This window comes from Bdellovibrio sp. HCB290 (assembly GCF_047305925.1).
GTDB lineage: Bacteria > Bdellovibrionota > Bdellovibrionia > Bdellovibrionales > Bdellovibrionaceae > Bdellovibrio.
This window is the reverse complement of sequence record NZ_CP178620.1, coordinates 435,726-453,425: the sequence shown is the minus strand read 5'-3', so window position 1 is coordinate 453,425 and position 17,700 is coordinate 435,726. Positions and strand designations below refer to the sequence as shown.

The 17,700-nt window shown below is 46.7% G+C and carries 20 protein-coding genes; 7 read left to right on the top strand and 13 right to left on the bottom strand.

The genetic code is table 11. The features are described 5' to 3' along the window. Window positions 1-242: 242 nt before the first annotated feature. From csrA to flgF, 11 genes are all read right to left on the bottom strand, one after another. Window positions 243-470, bottom strand: a complete 228-nt coding sequence (gene csrA / locus ACLVWU_RS02295) for a carbon storage regulator CsrA (protein ID WP_340598623.1) — start codon at window positions 468-470, stop codon at window positions 243-245. A gap of 60 nt (window positions 471-530) precedes the next feature. Continuing rightward, window positions 531-1,613 (bottom strand): flagellar hook-associated protein FlgL, encoded by a 1,083-nt coding sequence (gene flgL / locus ACLVWU_RS02290; protein ID WP_413576913.1) that lies wholly within the window; start codon window positions 1,611-1,613, stop codon window positions 531-533. Window positions 1,614-1,616: 3 nt separating this feature from the next. After that, complete coding sequence (gene flgK / locus ACLVWU_RS02285; protein WP_413576912.1) at window positions 1,617-3,023, bottom strand: flagellar hook-associated protein FlgK; 1,407 nt, start codon at window positions 3,021-3,023, stop codon at window positions 1,617-1,619. A gap of 87 nt (window positions 3,024-3,110) precedes the next feature. Further along, complete coding sequence (locus ACLVWU_RS02280) at window positions 3,111-3,635, bottom strand: flagellar protein FlgN (RefSeq protein WP_413576910.1); 525 nt, start codon at window positions 3,633-3,635, stop codon at window positions 3,111-3,113. 109 nt (window positions 3,636-3,744) lie between these two features. Further along, window positions 3,745-4,080, bottom strand: coding sequence for a flagellar biosynthesis anti-sigma factor FlgM (gene flgM, locus ACLVWU_RS02275; RefSeq protein ID WP_340598619.1), 336 nt, complete (start codon window positions 4,078-4,080; stop codon window positions 3,745-3,747). Window positions 4,081-4,182: 102 nt separating this feature from the next. After that, entirely contained in the window at window positions 4,183-5,112 is a 930-nt protein-coding gene (locus ACLVWU_RS02270; protein ID WP_413576909.1) for a rod-binding protein, read from the bottom strand. Window positions 5,113-5,497: 385 nt separating this feature from the next. Beyond that, complete coding sequence (locus ACLVWU_RS02265) at window positions 5,498-6,508, bottom strand: flagellar basal body P-ring protein FlgI (protein WP_413576908.1); 1,011 nt, start codon at window positions 6,506-6,508, stop codon at window positions 5,498-5,500. Next, window positions 6,501-7,280 (bottom strand): flagellar basal body L-ring protein FlgH, encoded by a 780-nt coding sequence (locus ACLVWU_RS02260; protein WP_413576907.1) that lies wholly within the window; start codon window positions 7,278-7,280, stop codon window positions 6,501-6,503. Before ACLVWU_RS02260 ends, ACLVWU_RS02265 begins: the two co-directional genes overlap by 8 nt. Next, window positions 7,277-8,206, bottom strand: coding sequence for a flagellar basal body P-ring formation chaperone FlgA (gene flgA / locus ACLVWU_RS02255; protein WP_413576905.1), 930 nt, complete (start codon window positions 8,204-8,206; stop codon window positions 7,277-7,279). Before flgA ends, ACLVWU_RS02260 begins: the two co-directional genes overlap by 4 nt. Window positions 8,207-8,212: 6 nt before the next feature. Further along, window positions 8,213-8,995 (bottom strand): flagellar basal-body rod protein FlgG, encoded by a 783-nt coding sequence (gene flgG, locus ACLVWU_RS02250; protein ID WP_413576904.1) that lies wholly within the window; start codon window positions 8,993-8,995, stop codon window positions 8,213-8,215. A gap of 64 nt (window positions 8,996-9,059) precedes the next feature. Then, on the bottom strand, window positions 9,060-9,884 hold the full coding sequence (flgF, locus tag ACLVWU_RS02245; protein ID WP_413576902.1) for a flagellar basal-body rod protein FlgF: 825 nt from the start codon (window positions 9,882-9,884) through the stop codon (window positions 9,060-9,062). A gap of 221 nt (window positions 9,885-10,105) precedes the next feature. On the opposite strand from flgF, the gene ACLVWU_RS02240 reads away from it, so the two are divergent. After that, window positions 10,106-11,086 (top strand): lytic transglycosylase domain-containing protein, encoded by a 981-nt coding sequence (locus ACLVWU_RS02240; RefSeq protein ID WP_413576900.1) that lies wholly within the window; start codon window positions 10,106-10,108, stop codon window positions 11,084-11,086. A gap of 23 nt (window positions 11,087-11,109) precedes the next feature. Next, entirely contained in the window at window positions 11,110-12,297 is a 1,188-nt protein-coding gene (locus ACLVWU_RS02235; protein ID WP_413576898.1) for an aspartate kinase, read from the top strand. Here ACLVWU_RS02235 and ACLVWU_RS02230 read toward each other — a convergent pair. Next, window positions 12,294-13,622 carry a hypothetical protein gene (locus tag ACLVWU_RS02230; RefSeq protein WP_413576897.1) on the bottom strand — a complete coding sequence of 443 codons (1,329 nt, stop codon included), beginning with the start codon at window positions 13,620-13,622 and terminating at the stop codon, window positions 12,294-12,296. The two genes, ACLVWU_RS02235 and ACLVWU_RS02230, sit on opposite strands and share 4 nt — an antisense overlap. A gap of 190 nt (window positions 13,623-13,812) precedes the next feature. Here ACLVWU_RS02230 and ACLVWU_RS02225 point away from each other — a divergent pair, with 190 nt between their 5' ends. The 4 genes from ACLVWU_RS02225 (at window position 13,813) to ACLVWU_RS02210 (ending at window position 16,273) form a co-directional block, all read left to right on the top strand. Continuing rightward, a complete protein-coding gene (locus ACLVWU_RS02225; protein ID WP_413576896.1) occupies window positions 13,813-14,304 on the top strand; it encodes a glutathione peroxidase in 492 nt (163 codons plus the stop codon). Window positions 14,305-14,475: 171 nt separating this feature from the next. After that, entirely contained in the window at window positions 14,476-14,772 is a 297-nt protein-coding gene (locus ACLVWU_RS02220; protein ID WP_413576894.1) for a hypothetical protein, read from the top strand. 158 nt (window positions 14,773-14,930) lie between these two features. Then, window positions 14,931-15,341 carry a hypothetical protein gene (locus ACLVWU_RS02215; protein ID WP_413576893.1) on the top strand — a complete coding sequence of 137 codons (411 nt, stop codon included), beginning with the start codon at window positions 14,931-14,933 and terminating at the stop codon, window positions 15,339-15,341. 47 nt (window positions 15,342-15,388) lie between these two features. Beyond that, on the top strand, window positions 15,389-16,273 hold the full coding sequence (locus tag ACLVWU_RS02210) for a hypothetical protein (RefSeq protein WP_413576890.1): 885 nt from the start codon (window positions 15,389-15,391) through the stop codon (window positions 16,271-16,273). Between the two features lie 8 nt (window positions 16,274-16,281). Here ACLVWU_RS02210 and ACLVWU_RS02205 read toward each other — a convergent pair whose 3' ends face one another. Next, window positions 16,282-16,698, bottom strand: a complete 417-nt coding sequence (locus tag ACLVWU_RS02205; protein WP_413576888.1) for a DUF2388 domain-containing protein — start codon at window positions 16,696-16,698, stop codon at window positions 16,282-16,284. A gap of 347 nt (window positions 16,699-17,045) precedes the next feature. Between ACLVWU_RS02205 and ACLVWU_RS02200 the strand changes: the two genes are divergently transcribed. Beyond that, entirely contained in the window at window positions 17,046-17,681 is a 636-nt protein-coding gene (locus tag ACLVWU_RS02200; RefSeq protein ID WP_413576887.1) for a hypothetical protein, read from the top strand. Window positions 17,682-17,700 lie beyond the last annotated feature (19 nt).

The window sequence follows — 17,700 nt, the reverse complement described above, 5'->3', positions numbered from 1 at the left end:
GGATATAATTAGGGTAAGTACTCCTATAAATCTGGACCTAAATCCAGGGAGACTCAATACAATTCAGTAAGTTTGACGCGCAACAAAGGCGACCCGCTGAAAGCGGCAGCCAAAAAAACGCAAAACAGATGGGTCGATAAGTAGGCAATTACAAGGCGCAAGGAGGAAGCTGTACTACCTGTACAGCGACGACGCAGCAACGCAGGAAGTGCCTACTTAGCGGCACATCCCCCAAGAGGCTGTTAAGGCTTCAATAGCTTAGCGACAGAACGGGTCTTATCAGCCGAAACGTCAGCACTCTGCACGTTTTGATCTTGGATCGCGGCGTATACTTCTTCGCGGTGAATCTTAGTATCTTTAGGGGCTTCAATTCCTAAACGGACTTGTTTCCCTTTGATTTGTACTACTCTGATCTTGATATGATCATCGATAGCGATGCTTTCACCCAACTTCCGTGTGAGAACCAGCATGACAACTCCTTTTGCTGCAGTCGTTATCGGTAAAATTTAGCGGAACTGTAGGTATTATTTTTATCTTAGAAAGTCAAGGAGGCTTGGTTGAATAAGCTTACCCGACGTTTCGAGAGTCGCCTTAAGGGTGCTATCGGTTTTATTGATATCGGAAATGACCTGGAAAGCATCCGCATCTTCCAATTGCGAAGCTGTCGTTTTATTATCAACGATCGCCTTTTGCAGGGAATCGACCGTGTTATTTACTGACATAACTCTGGACCCAACCTCGGAACGGGCCAAAACTACTTGGGAAATCGCCTGATCCATCAAATCCAGGGACTCCTGTACACCCGCCTTGTCATTGGCTCTAAGACTGGTTTCCAGGCCTCTAAGGATGTTAAAAATGTTCACCCCTTGAGACCCCGTTACCGGGTCCTGTTTATGCTTATTGCTGGCTGAGAACTCACTTGCGGGACCGCGAGTCATCAGGAAATTGCGCTCCATGTCTTTATTCTTCTCAATGCGCTCAATTTCTTCCTTCTGGAACTCTTTGACGTCTTCAACAGTGGTTGGGGTCTCGTAACGAGGTCGAACCACCCCATCCCCATCCAAACCACGACCCGTGAACACCTTGCTGCCCGCAATATTCATGGCAACGAAAGAGTCCTTGTGGGTTTGAACTTTCATATCCCCATCATCACCGTAATAGTTTCCGGCGTGATCAAAAGGAGTTGTTTGAGTTTTATATCCAGCAAAGACAAAGCGCTCGCCCAATTTACGATTACCGATTTGAACAGCCTGATTGTAAATCTGCTCGATCTCGGAAGCCGTCACCATGCGTGTTTCAGCATTACCGCTGGCATCATTCGACTGACTGACTGCAAGTTCTTTGGCGCGAACCAGGATATCGGACAACTCACCCAAGGATTGATCCGAAAATTCCAGGAAGGATTTCGCGTTATTGATATTTTTAACGAACTGGGAGTTTCCATGTTCTTCTGTGCGAGCGGCAAGTACACGCGCCGACGCCAAAGGATCATCAGAAGGTTTGTTGATGCGCTTTTGAGTAGCGGCCTGGTTCTGCAAATCAGACATATCTGAGCGATTCTTGCCCAGATTCTTGTTCACCTGATTGAAAGCCATTTTATCCGCGATTCTCATCTATTATAACCTTTTCAAGCTAAGTACTGTATCAAACATCTCATCCGCTGTTTTGATCAAACGCGCAGATGCATCGTAGGTTTTTTGGAATTCAATCATCTTGGTGGTCTCTTCATCCAAAGAAACACCGCTGATGGATTCCCTGATATTCGTTAACTGATTAATAACGTTTTTTTGTGATTCCTGCGATTTGATAGCCCGCTGAACCATGGCTCCGACTTGCCCCACTTGCGTGTTGTAATAGTCGTCCATCGTCGCCGTGTTACCATCCATCACCTGCTTGTACTGCAATGAAGAAATCACGTTTGCGATCGTATTATCACCCGCAGCATCCGGACGGGAGGCCGCCGCGATTTTTGATACGTCATTAAAAATTGTTTTATTCAACGCCATATTCGTCGCCGCACCTTTGACACCATTTGGTTGTTCAAAGAACAGCACGCCGGATTTACCGTGACGGTCAAACCCCTCAATATGCGCTTTATTTACTTCAGTTGTTAAGGTGTAGGCCAACTTATCCACGTGTTCGATAAGTTCCTCGATCACCTGGTCACGAACATTCAAGGCACCACCGATACGACCGCCAGAGATCTGCTCTGTCACGTTCGCCGGAGTACTAGTTCCGTGATAGAAGACTTCCATGCGATCACGAGTGTCTGTCTGACGGGCTCTTAGCTCCGAAGAGGAGGTACCAGAAACCAGGATCGCTGTACGACCCGAAGTCACGGATACCATGCCGTCTTTACCTTCCGCCCAGGTGATATCGATTTTATCACCCAACTTTTTTAGCAAAAGATCGCGACGATCGCGTTCGTCATTGGCCGGAATCTTGGACACTTCCACCGTTTGAATTTTTTCATTTAGATCAGCGATCTCTTTTGTGATCTCATTGATCTCGCCGACAGTCGTTTTGATTTGTGCATCCAGATCTTCCTGAACACCACGCAATTGCGAAGTCACGCGCGAAAAGTCCTTGGTCATACCCACAGCCGCTTCGCGCACCATTGTACGGGATGCCAAAGACTCTGGATTATTGGAAAGTTCACGGAAACCATTGAAAAAATCTGTTACGTATTGATTCAAACCCTTGTTGTTCTGTTCGTTATAAACCTGCTCAACACGGGAAAGAGCATCCGCGCGGGAGTCTTCATACCCCATGCTCATGCCTTCTTTTTGAATTTGTTTTTCTAACCAGGGATTATTAACACGAGTCACGACACCGGCACGGGCACCCATACCGATTTGCAAACCACCCTCACCAATAGGGACGTTCGAAAGAAGTTCCACTCTTTGACGAGAGAAACCTTCCGTGGATTTATTGGCGATGTTATGACCGACAGTTTGCAACGCTGTCTGAGAATTCATCAGCGATCGCTTACCCGTGTCCATCATTGCCGAAATCTTCGACATTCTGTCTCCTAAAGACCGCCATCCTGGCAATCCGTGGGGTTGGTTCGTTTCTCACTCAAATCTCAGGCAGAGTGAACACCTTCTTCGTTAAGCTTCTTTGCTGACGAAGTTTCCGGAAACCTGCGGGCCGGATTTGTAGCCGCCCTTTTTTTCGTAGGTTTTTTTACCGGACAAAGTTTCTTTAATATTATCCAAAGCGCCGTTCAAGGTGCTCAGAGCTGTTTGCGCGTGCTCTTCGTTGGATTTATTGATCTCAGTGATACGTTTGATCAACATGTCCAATGCCGCGTGCTGCGTGCGCAAGCGATCTGCCGCTACTGGGTTGAAAGCCATTTTCTGAGCCAATTCCAGCAAACGTGGATTTTCCACGTCACCGCCCACGATACCTGCAAGGTCCATGGCATAACGGGAACGCAAAGAATCCTGTGCTCTCAATTTGTAAAGCAATTCTTCCTTGATCGCGTTGTTTTCATCCAACGCTTCACGGTCCGCACGGATCAGGATCTCTTTTTCCTTTCGGACAAGATCAAGAAGTGTGCGATAAATTTTAGTGAGTTCTTCAAGATTGGCTTCGAGCTTCTGAAACGCTCTCTCTGCTACGGCTACGTCCATTGTAACTCTCCTCCTGCCCAAAGGCTTCGGCGGACATTCCCATCAGTCATCCTTGGCTGAGGGTGGGAGTGTGTTATCGTGTCACTCCCCAACACTGTGAGTATCTAAATTAGAATTTCAGGTGTTCATCAACCATGCGGTCTGCGATTGATTTCGCATCAACTTTGTAAGTTCCTTTGTCGATCATATCGCGGAACTTCGCAACTTTTGCTTCATCAACATCCGGAGTGTTCATTGCCAGCTCCTTGATGCGTTTCGCTTCTTGTGCACGAGGAGACAATTCCACTTTCGTGGATTCATTTTGTGCTTGTGCTTCAGTCAATGCATCAGCTTTTGCATTGTTAATTTTGCTTGCAGCATTTCCTGCTACGCCTGCAGCTTTGTCGGATTTACCAGCATCAGTAAGGTTCAAATTTTGACCTACTTTATTGTGCGTAATTTTCATCGACAGCTCCTCTTTCTTACTCTGATTTTTCAGAGTCCGTGAGTGTTATAAAACACTCTTTCTATTCTTAACATAGTACCATAACGAGACATTTCTACCAAATCATTCTGAGACAGTTTGTGGTCCTGTCGAATGGTCTGGCTCTACGGTCCAATACAAGCTTTTCGCGTCTGAGCTCAAAATGCCAAGGGTCTCGCCAGCTTGCACCTTTTTACCTGTCTCAATTTGAGACATTTGTCCTTTAAAAACGACCTGACTTTTTAGACCATTGTCGTGCTCGATTTCCACCATAGTTTGGTTATCCACCAAGTTACGCACAGCCCGCAAAGTCCCGCCCCAAGGGGCTTTCACTTGATTTTCATCAGCCTGAACAGCTTGTGCCCCAGCAACTGGAGGCGCTGTGCGCGAAATGCGATACGACATAGAATCTGCACTGCGACCAGGATGACGAAATTGATGAGCAGTAAAATTACTTTTTTCATTCAGAGCCAAAGGCCCCATAGGCTTCAACTGATTTTTCTTAATTCCAAGTTGCGCACCATAACGATCCACCAACTGATCATAAATCAAATTAGAAAGACCAATGCCACCCTTCTCACTCCACTTATCAACATACTCACCATCAAGCTGCTCCCGAAAAATCTTCTCAGCCTGATTAACCTGAATAAACCCACTCTCATGAACAGTGGATCGCATAGCCTTCATCATCTCACCCAAGAAATGCTTCTCATACATCTTAGAAACATCCCGAAGCTTCTCATCAGCCGGCTTCTGCTTAGGCCGCCCCATGACCCGAGAAGGCACTTCCACCATCTCCGCCCAAGATTGCGAAGCAATCGAGGCAACCAAAACCAATGCGAAGCCAGCAACATACTTAACCGGAACAAAAGGAAGAAGATAATTACCCGAAGCCACTGGCACCTCAATTCTGTCGGATTTCTCCGAACACGAGGATTGACGAAGGTGGGCTCCCAGCGGAGCTTTTATCAAGTTCCGCAGCAATGTGGAAAAAGAAGAAAGAAAAGAAAACATCGAACCACTCATCATACTAAGTGAATTGAACCGTCATGAGCGAGGACTGTCCGAAGAGAAAAGCTCCGCTGGGAGCCCACCTTCGTCAATCCGTCGTCGTTACCTGTAGAAATGTCGAACAAAAAAGAGGAAGAAAAAAAGGGGAGTTGAGTCGGAGAATCATGTGCATCCTGCACTTGACTCTTTAGAGTGTAGCTTCGGCTCAATTCAGTCACTCCGTGACTTTGCTGATCGTTTGCTTCTGTTTCCTGCGAGAAAACTTTGACTCTTGACCATCCATGGTTCGCGATCTCTTCCTCACCCTCCCCGCGCCTTAAACACTTCCATGTGTTCAAGACATATAAATTAAGTTTATTAAAAGGTGCGTCATTATGAAACAAAAATTTCATAGTACGTCGAGTTCTCCATGCAAAGCCCCTGCTGCTTTGATGGACTGAAGTATAGTTATCAGGTCTTTAGGCGTGACGCCCATCTTGTTCAAAGCCTGCACTAACTCTCCAACGCTGACACCTGATTCAAGAACTGCCACCTTTTCATCGACAGTTCCTTTTTTGCCATCGCTCACTTTCACCGCCAGTGAACCATGAGAGATAGCAACTTTTGAGATCTTGACCTTGTCACCAATAACAATCGTGCCGGTTTTTTCATTCACCACAACACGTGCTTTCATATCCGGATTGATGTCGATGGACTCAATCGTCGCCAGCAATTCGACACCGCGATTTTCATAGGCAAATGGCGTGATAATATCAATCGTACCGCCATCCTTTGCTGAGGCATAGTGACCACCCAGCTCTTTGTTGATGGTCAGCACTGAGCGCGCTGCAGTTGTAAAATCCGGATTAATCAATGTCAGACGATACATCTTGCGAGTCGCAAAGTCCGCGGTCATATCGCGCTCGATGATTGCGCCATTCGGAATTCTGCCTGAAGTCAGATGCGCATCCTTGGGATCACCACCGATGATGATGGAGCCCTGTGCAACCGCATAGACTTCGTCATTGGCAGCACGCAATGGAGACTGCAACAGTGTCCCACCAGCCAGTGACGAGGCATCGCCAATCGCACTCACCGTGATATCAATCGGATTGCCGGACTTACCAAATGCCGGCATAGTTGCCGTGATAATCACCGCTGCCACGTTTTTGCTGGTGAAATCCTGGTTCTCAAGTTTCACTCCAAGCTTATCAAACATGCGCACCATGGATTTGCTCATGAATTCATTTTTACCGTCACCTGTGCCCTTAAGGCCCACAACGATACCGTAACCAATCAATTGGTTTTCGCGCACTCCGCGAATGGAGGCGATGTCTTTCAAACGAGCTGCCTGTGCCACTTCTGCTGAAACCAGCAACAACAGCATTCCTAATGAAAGAGTTTTAAATAGCTTATTCATTTGTGGTGTTCCTTCTGATGCTTACGACATCATACTGAGGATCAAGTAGTTTTGCCGAAGTGATGCCCTCGTCATTGAAGTCCTCGGGACGCAACAATCCAGTCAGGATCACTTTGTATTCACGTTTGCCGATCATGAAGGGCTGTTGGCCTTTCACGCGGTAATTTCCATCCGCAAGTTTTTCAACAATCTTGGATGGGATATTCTGAACATCCGCCAACGCGTCTTTCTCTTTATCCGCTGCAGGCGCAGGCGTCGCCGGCACTGCCGCAGCCGGTGTTCTGCCACCATCAGCATTTGCAGCCAGGCCATTACCCAATGGGGCTTGTGTACCTTTTTCCTGCTCTTCCAATTGTTTTAGAAGATCTTTGATAACGCTGACTTTGGTTTCGACCTGCTTTTGCGCAGAGCCATCCAACTTCACATTCACCATATCGCCTTCACGACGCATTTTATTTTGTGCAAAAAGATAAGCGCCCTGTCCTTCCATCACCCACGCAGAACCTGCATTTGATTGAAGTTCGGATTCATCTTCCATACGATTCTTGGTCATGCGTTTGTACTGACGGTCTGTCGGCACACGCAGGTTCGTGGAATCAGAATAGCGCGGAGCCTTACTGATTTGCTCAAGAGGCTGAACTTCTTCCTTGTCACCTTTCAAAGAGCTGACAAAGTCATTCACAGTCGCACAACCTGTCGCCAGGATCATCGCTGTAAAAATCGCTACCACAGCAGTAAATTTAATAAATGGGGTTTTACCGTTATTCATCATTGTAACTTCACCACGCCTTTTTCAATGATAACCGCAGACAGAACTTTTTGAGTGTCCAGATTTTTAACTTTAATAGCATCACCGACGAAACCAGTGTCCTCTGCTTGGACATTGGCAGAGATCTCAAAACTGTCGTCGCCAATGATGGCTTTTACAATCTGTCCCCTCTTAGCTGCCGGTTCACGTTGAAGATCGGAAGCCCATACTGGAGTTCCGACGGGAAGTGCGCGAGCGGCCATCTGGCCGTTGGCATCTTCAATTCTAAGACCGCTGTCTTTGGCAAAGGTGACATCCACCATTTGCATTTGAAGATCCTGGGCCGTGACCCTCTCACCTTGTGAGATCAATCTTCTGGTTACAGGGGTTAATTTCGAAACACGAATTGTGCCCGAAACCCATTTAATTTGACGTGAGTCCCCGTCGCGGACCGGCAATAGGAATCCACCTTTGGCGCCAAGCTGCGACAAATCCAAATCCCAAGTCCGGCTCACAGGAGTCGGAGTCGACTGTATAACTATATTGTATTCACATTCATTACAGCGTGCCGCCAAATGATTGGTGATCTTACGCTGAACTTCTTCACGGGACATTGGAGTTTTTGCGAACTCCACCTTCACCTGACTTGGAATTCTAAAAGATGGCTTCGCAGCGCGAATCTCTTCATCGCTCTCCATCTCGGCTTTTAATATCTTCAAAACCTCTTTGGATTCAAGTTTTTGAGAAATCAAAAGCTCACGGGCATCTTCGCGAATGACAATGGCATCAAGTCTATTCATCAAAGACGGACTCGCACCCTTCACAACCGCTACATCCCCCAATCGCAACAAAGGACGCTGGGAAACCTCGACAGTTGCCGGAATAGAGACCTCAGGCCTTGCGAAGGATTGAGATCCGCTCAGTAAAAGTAGAACAGCAAATAACTTCATCAGTTATTATCTCAAGTTGTTAATGGATTGAAGCATCTGATCTGAAGCTTGAATCACTTTGGAGTTAGTTTCGTAGGCACGCTGAGCGGTGATCATGTTCACCATCTCGTCCACGATATTGACGTTACTGGATTCAAGCTGTCCTTGCGCCAGATATCCCGTCCCATTCAAACCCGGGCGCGAGGTCACAGGCTGACCACTTGCCGGAGACTGAATGAACAGATTTTTACCCATAGCTTTCAGACCCGCTGGATTTACGAAGTTTGTTAAATCGATATTGCCCACCACCTGAGGTGGCTCATTTCCTGAAACAGAGCGCACTTCACCATTCGGAGTGATTTCCACCCCTGAAGAGTTCGCTGGAATTGTGATCTCGGGCTGCAAAGTGTTGCCATTCTTGTCGACCAAGCGACCTGTCGGATCTTTTTTGAAAGAACCATCTCGCGTGTAAGCCACATCTCCATCCGGAGTCATCACACGGAAAAATCCTGCGCCTTCAACCTGAATGTCGAATGGATTCTTAGTGACCTGAGCAGAACCGTAATCAAAATCTTTTTGGATAGCTGCCGTGCGAACACCCAAACCAGTTTGCACACCGTTTGGTGAAACCGCATTCATGCCCGTAGCCGCACCCGGCTCTTTTTGAGTTTGATACATTAGATCTTCGAATTCAGCACGTGACTTCTTAAAACCCGTCGTCGAGGAGTTGGCAATATTATTGGCAATAACATCCATATTGGTCTGTTGTGCCGCCATCCCCGTAGCCGCTGTATTCAAACTCTTAATCATCTAATTCCCCCTCAAACTTCAATTCTTAAACTTCTAATTTCTAATTTCTATTTTCTAGGTTTCGCTAAGGCGAAACCTTACCCACAACATTGACCATTTTCTCGGCCATCTGGTCATAGACCGAGATCGCTTTTTGCGTGCTTTCAAACACACGATTGGTCTGAATCATATCCGTCATTTCCTGAACCACGTTGACGTTGGAAGCCTCAACAAACCCCTGACGAACACTTGGATTTGCAATATTAGTCACTTCCGCATTCATATTGGGTTTAAAGCCGTATAGGGAACTTCCCATTTTTTGCAAAGAATCCGGATTGGTCACATTCACCAATGAAAGCTTCCCCAGATTATTGGCACCTTGAAATACATCACCGTTGTCAGCAATATTCACAGCCCCACCGTTGGGCTCAAAGCGAAATACACGCGACGCAGGATCTGCACCACCGGCAGCATCTGCTCTTAATACGGGATGTCCATCCTTAGTAACCAACTGACCATTGCCATCCAAAGAAAAGTTTCCGGCACGAGTCAGCTTCACACCACCTGGAGTGGCGACTTCAAAGAAACCTTTGCCATCAATAGCCACGTCAAATGTGTTACCTGTGGGTTTTAAGCCACCTTGAGAGAAGTCTGTAAACGTCCCTTTTGTGTCGACATAACTTTTGTCGCCACCTTGCATATTATAAAAGCTTTCAATGGAAGCCACATCACGGGGGATCTGAATGACTTCAGGAGGCTTTTCATTGGCAGTCAGGTATTCCTGGAAAAGCTGCTGATCCCGCTTGAACGCAGGCGTGTTCACGTTCGCCAGATTATTGGCGATCGTATCCAGCTTTGTACTTTGAGCCATCGCTCCACTCAGTGCAGTATAGACGCCTTTTACACTCATTAGATCTCCCTCACTCTGTTGAGCAGCAAGGTATATGCCAGCTTTTGACAGGACCGATCTTGGTCTGGGAAAACTTCTCCCTACTGGACTTCTGTCGTGGTGAAAATTTATGGACTCAAGTTTTTTGCGATTTGACCGACTCAGGGACCTTCGTCGATGGTGTCACATCACTGGCAGTTCTTTGTCGACAGTGTCAAAGAATCGACTTCATAATAGATTCTATGAGAAGAACGTTGCTCGCTGCTTTTATCATAGTTCATGCGTCTGCCACTGCATTCGCAAATCCCAATCCCAAAGCGGCAACTCCCGCGGCGCCGGCAAATCCAATTGCAGCGCAACCCAACGCGCTGACTCTGAAAGAGAAACTAAAAACTCTTACGGCACGCTCGACCCACGTTCAATCAGACAATCTGATCTTTGATTTGCCGGTAACCTATAACAAGCAAGTCAGCAAATGGGTTTCCTACTATCAGGTCAAAGGTAACAAGTGGTTTCGCGAGTGGTTGCAAAGATCTTACAAGTTCATGCCTTTCATTCAGGCTGAACTAAAAAAAGCCAACATGCCAACAGACCTTGCCTATATGGTGATGATCGAAAGTGGCTTTTCCCCGAACGCTGTCAGTACCGCTGCTGCCGTCGGACCGTGGCAATTCATTGAACCCACGGGTGTACGTTACGGACTTAATAAAAACTGGTGGCTTGATGAGCGTCGTGATTTGCACAAAAGTACCACGGCCGCGATCAAGTACATGAAAGACCTCTATGAAGAGTTCGGATCATGGTACCTGGTGGCAGCAAGCTACAACATGGGCGAAAACGGACTTCGTCGTCAGATCAAGAAGTATGGAACCAAGGATTACTGGACGCTCATTAAACTTTCCGCACTTCCTGTTGAAACTCAGGAGTATGTTCCGAAGATCCTTGCAGCGATGTTAATTTCGAAAGCACCGAACCTTTATGGCTTCCGTGATTTGGAAAAAATGGATCCCCTTGAGTACGAAACAGTCTTTGTTCCTGGCGGCACCGAACTCAATACACTTGCAGATCACCTGGGTGTCACAAGAAAATCACTAAAAGATTTGAATGCTGAGCTGTATCTAGGATACATTCCTCGACAGGTTGCCAAGCATGCCATTCGTGTTCCGAAAGGGGCTTCGACTATGACATCCAGCTTTGCAAACCGCTCTCAATTCGTTTATTAGAATCAACTGTTGAGGTTGCAGCTATGAAACCCCTTATCGTGCAAAAATACGGCGGAGCTACACTTGCTGATCCGGAAAAGATCAAAGCAGTATCTGCGCGCGTGGCAAAACAGGCCAAAGACAATTCCCTGATTGTCGTGGTCAGCGCCATGGGAAAAACCACGAACTCGCTTATTGATTTAGCCAGTCAGGTTTCTGCACATCCTCAGCGTCGAGAAATGGATATGCTTCTAACTGTCGGCGAACGTATCAGTATGTCCTTGGTTTCAATGGCACTGAACGATCAGGGCTGCAAAGCCATCAGCTTTACCGGCAGCCAGGCCGGTATTTTTACGGATGACTCCCACGTCAATGCTTTCATCAAAGACGTTAAAGCTTTCCGTGTTGAAGAGGCGCTTAAATCCGAAAAGGTCGTAATTCTTGCTGGCTTTCAGGGCGTCTCTCCGACAACCAAGGAAATCACCACGTTAGGTCGCGGTGGTTCTGATACTTCCGCGGTTGCAATGGCGGCTGCCTTCAATGCTGAACGCTGTGAAATTCTAAAAGACGTTCCGGCGGTTTTTTCCGCAGATCCAAACATCGTCAAGACTGCAAAACCCTTGCAGGAACTGAATTATGATCAATTGATGGAAATGACTTTCTGGGGTGCCAAAGTTCTGCATTATCGCTCGGTGGAACTGGCAAAAGTCCGCGATGTCACTTTGTACATCGGCCCTGCTTCAAATAAAACTTCTGACGGCACACTTGTCAAAAAAGGATTGAATATGTTCGAGTCCTGCAAAGCCCTTTCCTTGAATTCCCACGAAACAGTTCTGGAAATCAGATCCCAGGAAAAAAATACGGCCAAGGCCTTAAAGCAACTTCAAGACTTATTCGAAGAAAAGCAAATCGCTTTCCCTCAGCTATTGCATTGTGAAATTAACAAAGATCATGCGGAAATCCTGCTGACCGGACCGCAGGAAATCATGGGAGCTGTTAAACGTGAATTGCAAAGCCAAAAGAACTTCACTTTGCATCCTCAGGATTACTCGACAGTGACACTGACCTGCACAGGCGCAACATCTCCTGAAATTCCTCAGCAAGTTTTGGAAAAAATGGATAAGGCCCAACTTCAGGCGCATAAACTTATAATGAGTGCGATGAGCGTGACTGTTGTGATCGATGCCTCCACCAGAAAACAAACTGTGGAAGCCCTGCACACTCTTATTTAAGGAAGCAAAGAAGGCTGCATGACCTGATATCTGTTTTGGATTTTCTTCCAAATATCAGAGTTGGGTCCGGTGATTCCGTCTGGGCCCGTTGCCCCAGCAAGACCACGCGCTTGAGGCCCGAGCTTACCTCCCGGCAGGAATTGGCGAAGATCAGGTCCACCCTTGGCAGCCAGCGCATTAGCAGCAGAATTCAACAATCCACCACCGCGTCCGTCACCACCAGAACCACCGCCACCGAAACCTCCGCCGCCACCGGAACCATAGTAACCCGCATTCACAGCTGAACCATTTGGCTCTGCGGCGCCATCACCAGAACCACCGCCAGCACCGGAGCCAGCTCCACCACCAGAAGAACCTCCAAAGGCAACACCGCCGCCTTGTTTACCATCCAAGCCTTGCTCGCCACCACCTGATGGCAATTCCGCTTGTTGGATTTCTGGAGTTCCAAATAGATCGCCACCAAATTCATCGCCCCCGGCGGTGTTGCTCAAGCGGCCTGTCGGATCTGTCCCAACCAATCCAGGTGAATCCCCGCCTGAAATGCTGGCCGTCCCCAAGCACGCTGGATCGCTTGAATTCTTCGAACAGATACAAACTTTATTTGAAGCCATGGAAGGATTGCTACAGTCCATCAGAACATTCGCACAACCCGGCATTGTCGGGTTGGCCTTACAAATTTCGATCGATGGAGTTGAACCATCCGCCGACGTCAAGGATGCACACTGAGTGGCATTGGCTGCAGTTTGCGCAATGTTATTCATCGCCGACTGCGCCTCGTTCACTTTTGCAGTATAGTTGTTACACTGATTCCGCGTAGATCTCGCCTGCCCCATCATTGAAGAGAAGGACGCTTGATCCGTCTGACAGGACGGCGTTGTTTGCAGATATGAAATTGCCGAGTCACAAGTGGACACACAATCCTTAATCGCGCTTGAGCAAGTTAAACGATATGCTGCCAGCGCTCCGTTCGCAGCCGCAGTCAATGCTGCGGCACTGGAACAGGATGCCTGAATGCTGGCCGCAGATTGCGCACCATAAGCCAAAGCAATCTGCCCCGCCATGCTGGTCACATCCGACATACCTTGATTATTTTTCTCTTCACAGTTTGAATCCGTTGACGAAATCTGACTTTGACATTGAGTCATCAGTTTTTGAAATTGAACAGAACACACAGAAGCAGATAAACCACTGGCTTTGGAAGCGGGGTTGGCTTGGCAGGAATAATATCCTGATCCAACGGATTTACAGGAATATCCGCTGCTGCAATCTCCGTTACAGTCAGATCTTGTATATGCAGCCTCCGCCACTACAGCTTGTGCAACCATAAACAACATCATTAAAAAGGCACGAAAAAAGATATGCATTCCCATAGATAACCTATCGGCATCACAAGGGTTTAACTTGACGAAAATGGAAGCGCCATTCACTTGGAAAATCTCAAATTGAAACATACCAAAAACTGTTCTCTAATAGGTTTGAAAAGGCTCCACTTCCATCCAGCAACAGGAGAATCTAATGGAACAAACTCTTCCGTCTTTCACAGTCAAAGACTTCGCAGGCCGCGACGTCTCTTTGGAAAAATACAAAGACCAGGTGGTCTTGGTGGTCAATGTCGCCAGTAAATGCGGGTTCACCCCTCAGTATAAAGGCCTGGAGGAGTTGTATGAAAAGTTCAAAGATCAGGGCTTTGTAGTTCTAGGATTCCCCTGCAATCAGTTCGGCTCGCAGGAGCCTGGTAGCAATGAAGACATCCAACAATTCTGTTCTCTTAATTATGGAGTGCAGTTTCCGGTGATGGGCAAGGTGGATGTCAATGGCGGAGAGGCAGCTCCCCTATACAAATGGATGAAAGCATCAGCGCCCGGAATCCTGGGAACAGAGATGATCAAGTGGAACTTTACAAAATTTCTTATTGGGAAGGACGGCAATGTAATAAAAAGATTTGCCCCGAAAGATGAACCCAAGGACCTTTTCGAAGACATTCAAATGGCCCTGACACAAAAGTAAAATCAGCCATTTAAGCCCTTGTTTCACAGGGCTTTCACAAACCTTGTGAAAGCCCGTTCACAGCCCTGGTGAAGGGATAGTGACTTCACCGTATTGACTAAAAAGCGATAATAAACGAAACCTTGTCCATCGAAATTAACGTTTAAAAAACTTCCTTCGAAAGGGAATAAAATGAAATCACTAGTTATCGCTCTTTCTATCTTCGCAGCAGCTCCAGCTTTCGCAACTTCTACAAACGCTTGTATCACTAGCAAACTTCAACAAGGTTACTTCTTGGATCAAGCAAAAGCTCTTTGTACAAAAAGCACTACTGCTACTTGTAACGTAAGCGCTATCATGGCTGAAACTGGTTATGACTACTCTCGCGCAGCTTCTCTTTGCCCACGTTCTTACAAATCTAACGCGGCAATCAACGAGTGCGTAGCTCAAGGTTACAACTACTCTACTTGCGCTCAATTGAATCACTAGTCTTTAAATAGATTATTGAATCCCCAAAAAACCCGCTCGCCCCTCGAGCGGGTTTTTTATTATTTAAATCTGAGTTCCATTTCGTCCAAAATTTCGACACAATCTGAATCTTTCAAATTTCACTCTAGACCGTGGTCCAGAGAACCGATAAGTCCTACATGAAAACGGGACAAATCATAAAAGCAAAAAATGTGTTCGAACTTTATGGCAAAGTAAGATCCGAGATTCGCTTCGAGGATTTCACTCCACAAACCTTTACGATCTTTCACTTCACCAGAATTTCAGACAATGAGTTCGTGGTGGATGATAAATTACAGGGCGTAAATCACGATCACACCCAGGACTTCATCGCCAAGTACCCTGATTACGACACCTTTTGCGGAGTCGACTCTACTGGTAAAGAAAATTTGTTTTCATTTGGCAGTAAAGAACTTTATGCCACCGTGGTTTATACTGCGGGCCGTTCGTGGACGGAAGTGTATGAAGATCACGAGGGCAATCCGCGGTACAATGAGTACTTAAGAACCCAGGCCATCTTGGACCACGCTGAAAAGAAAATTGCCTCTTAGTCCCATCAAATGATTTACTAGGGGAATCTTACGGAAAGGATTCCCAAGTGAAACTTCTTAGCTTTGCATTTGCAACATTGTTATCTGCCACAGCTTCCGCCGTCACAATCACTCAACAAAATCTTATCCCCGAGACAGACAAAAGCGAATTCATCGGGCAGGCCGGTTTACAGGTACTTTCGGCCTCTCGAGAAGACGACTCTGATGTTGCCGGTGTCGGATTTGGCCTTGGTCTTTCTTATTATTATGGTTTCATCGAGAACAATGCGATTGGTGTTTCTACCAATTACTTCGCGCAAGGCACGAAGGTGAAAAAATCCGGGAATCCTGATCAGGATACTAAAGAAAAAGGACTTGAGAACGTGACCTTCCTCTATAAGGGAAATTATAGCCTGGGCACACCCACTCTATTTTTCCATGGCGGCTTCTCACTTCCGGTAGGACCTTTAAAACTGGAATCCAGCGGTAACACTGTGGACGCCTCAACATCCGAAGGACAAAGAGCTCTGATCGGAACATTGGGGATTGTTGTTCCTGTAGGCACTTTGGAATTGGGCGCATTGACGACTTACCAAAAGAAAGCGGAAGGAAAAGTTGAGATCAATTCCAGCGGAACCACCACTGATTACGATTCAAAAGGTGGTGATGAGTTTGGTGCAAGTATTTTTGCGGAATTAACCGGTGATCTTAATTTAAATTTTTCACTTAATTATCTTAACCATCAGGATATTACTTATGCTGAGGGCAACACGAACGGAACTTTTGCTGGCACAGAATTGCTGTCGGCAGCGGCCGGAATGCGTTCTGCAGTAAACGAATCAACGGAGATCATTGGAACGGCAGAGCTTAGCAGTATGCTAAATCAGTCAAAAAGAGATCTAAAAGGGTATGCCCAGATCGATGTGACCGTGGGCATACGTTTGACTTTCTAAACTGAAAATTACCAGTTGATGATTTCTTCAGCGAGCTCCATATCGGAGCTCTCTACTTCTGGCGCCAGGTTGCGCAGAAGTTCCAAAGAGCGAACCAATTTTACGCCCTTCATGTCACCTTCAGTTGCGATGTAAAGAGCTGCATCATCCTTGGAGTCAGCGATAATCTGTTTGTATGCACAAGATTGAGAGCTGTCGCAAGCTGTGGAAGACGTCAACAAAACGCCAGACACAGACAAGAAGATCGCTGCAATCAAACCCGCATCGTCACTGCCGCCACCATGACGTGGAGGAGGACCGTGATGACCACCACCGTGGTGTCCGCCACCATGATGACCGCCGTGACCGCCGCGCCCATGGCCGCGACCCGCGAATGAAGTGGAAACAAAAGCCAGAACCATAAACAACGTAACAAACTTTTTCATATTAAATCCCCCCGGATTCAGTGGTGTTAAATAACTCGCGAAGATCCCATATACAAATACTTTGCCAAGCATTCAAATATCCATTCAGCAACGTGATGGATCTGGCGCAAATGTCAGAAAATAACAGGGACATTTTGACTCCGACTTTTCCTGGGAAACACGGCGACAAATATGAATGACACCACCTCTGTTGACTCAAAATGGATGGATCACTTTGACTGCCTAACTTATATTAGACAGTGTCCAATCCTTCGCCAACTATATGCCTTCATTGACACCTGATTAGTTTATAGACGGCATTTGCCTTGCATATTCGTTTATAGATTTCCATGGTTGAGGTTCTTCAAATGAGACATAGCATCGTTTTGATACTTCTGGCACTTTCACCACTCTGCGCATCCGCTCAGGGAACATCATCTTCATCCAATGATCTTAAAGTGACTCTTAAGGCCGAGCCTGGCTATAAGAAGCAAAAGCGCGTGGTAAAAACGTGGAGTATCTATCCCGCTCGCCGCGTGGTTTACAATGCTCCTGCTGCTAAAGGTGCGACTACCAACACTCAACCATTATTGGTAAAAACATATGTGGATCCTACGCAAAAACGTATGCCGGCTTCATTAGCTAAGCCGGTCATCGCGAAGAATCCAAAAATGGTTACAATCAACAAGGTACCTCGTAAAGCAGTTAAGCCTGCCATAGTCGCGAAAGCCCCCGTCAGCAAAGAAGTTCCGGCAAGAAAGATTGCAGCTCAAAAACCAGTTGAAGTCCCAGCAGCCCCTGAAACACCAGCTGTTCCAGTTTACGCAGAAGGAAAGCAGCCATTGGTGCTTGAAATGATGACTATTAAGGTTTCAAAGTCCAAAGCAAAAAAAGTATCCAGCCTAAGCCCCTATCAGGCCGGTATGTCTCGGGTGGTGCGTGCATCATCTCCCAAGAAATCCAGTGGCCTGGTGGGAAGACAAAAGATTGCTCTGAACAAATAATTTTCACAGGTTCCTGAAA

Excerpts from the sequence above, each read along its gene's own strand:
- csrA (WP_340598623.1), bottom strand. The coding sequence starts at position 470 with ATGCTGGTTCTCACACGGAAGTTGGGTGAAAGCATCGCTATCGATGAT.
- flgL (WP_413576913.1), bottom strand. The coding sequence starts at position 1,613 with ATGAGAATCGCGGATAAAATGGCTTTCAATCAGGTGAACAAGAATCTG.
- flgK (WP_413576912.1), bottom strand. The coding sequence starts at position 3,023 with ATGTCGAAGATTTCGGCAATGATGGACACGGGTAAGCGATCGCTGATG.
- ACLVWU_RS02280 (WP_413576910.1), bottom strand. The coding sequence starts at position 3,635 with ATGGACGTAGCCGTAGCAGAGAGAGCGTTTCAGAAGCTCGAAGCCAAT.
- flgM (WP_340598619.1), bottom strand. The coding sequence starts at position 4,080 with ATGAAAATTACGCACAATAAAGTAGGTCAAAATTTGAACCTTACTGAT.
- ACLVWU_RS02270 (WP_413576909.1), bottom strand. The coding sequence starts at position 5,112 with ATGTTTTCTTTTCTTTCTTCTTTTTCCACATTGCTGCGGAACTTGATA.
- ACLVWU_RS02265 (WP_413576908.1), bottom strand. The coding sequence starts at position 6,508 with ATGAATAAGCTATTTAAAACTCTTTCATTAGGAATGCTGTTGTTGCTG.
- ACLVWU_RS02260 (WP_413576907.1), bottom strand. The coding sequence starts at position 7,280 with ATGATGAATAACGGTAAAACCCCATTTATTAAATTTACTGCTGTGGTA.
- flgA (WP_413576905.1), bottom strand. The coding sequence starts at position 8,206 with ATGAAGTTATTTGCTGTTCTACTTTTACTGAGCGGATCTCAATCCTTC.
- flgG (WP_413576904.1), bottom strand. The coding sequence starts at position 8,995 with ATGATTAAGAGTTTGAATACAGCGGCTACGGGGATGGCGGCACAACAG.
- flgF (WP_413576902.1), bottom strand. The coding sequence starts at position 9,884 with ATGAGTGTAAAAGGCGTCTATACTGCACTGAGTGGAGCGATGGCTCAA.
- ACLVWU_RS02240 (WP_413576900.1), top strand. The coding sequence starts at position 10,106 with ATGAGAAGAACGTTGCTCGCTGCTTTTATCATAGTTCATGCGTCTGCC.
- ACLVWU_RS02235 (WP_413576898.1), top strand. The coding sequence starts at position 11,110 with ATGAAACCCCTTATCGTGCAAAAATACGGCGGAGCTACACTTGCTGAT.
- ACLVWU_RS02230 (WP_413576897.1), bottom strand. The coding sequence starts at position 13,622 with ATGGTTGCACAAGCTGTAGTGGCGGAGGCTGCATATACAAGATCTGAC.
- ACLVWU_RS02225 (WP_413576896.1), top strand. The coding sequence starts at position 13,813 with ATGGAACAAACTCTTCCGTCTTTCACAGTCAAAGACTTCGCAGGCCGC.
- ACLVWU_RS02220 (WP_413576894.1), top strand. The coding sequence starts at position 14,476 with ATGAAATCACTAGTTATCGCTCTTTCTATCTTCGCAGCAGCTCCAGCT.
- ACLVWU_RS02215 (WP_413576893.1), top strand. The coding sequence starts at position 14,931 with ATGAAAACGGGACAAATCATAAAAGCAAAAAATGTGTTCGAACTTTAT.
- ACLVWU_RS02205 (WP_413576888.1), bottom strand. The coding sequence starts at position 16,698 with ATGAAAAAGTTTGTTACGTTGTTTATGGTTCTGGCTTTTGTTTCCACT.
- ACLVWU_RS02200 (WP_413576887.1), top strand. The coding sequence starts at position 17,046 with ATGAGACATAGCATCGTTTTGATACTTCTGGCACTTTCACCACTCTGC.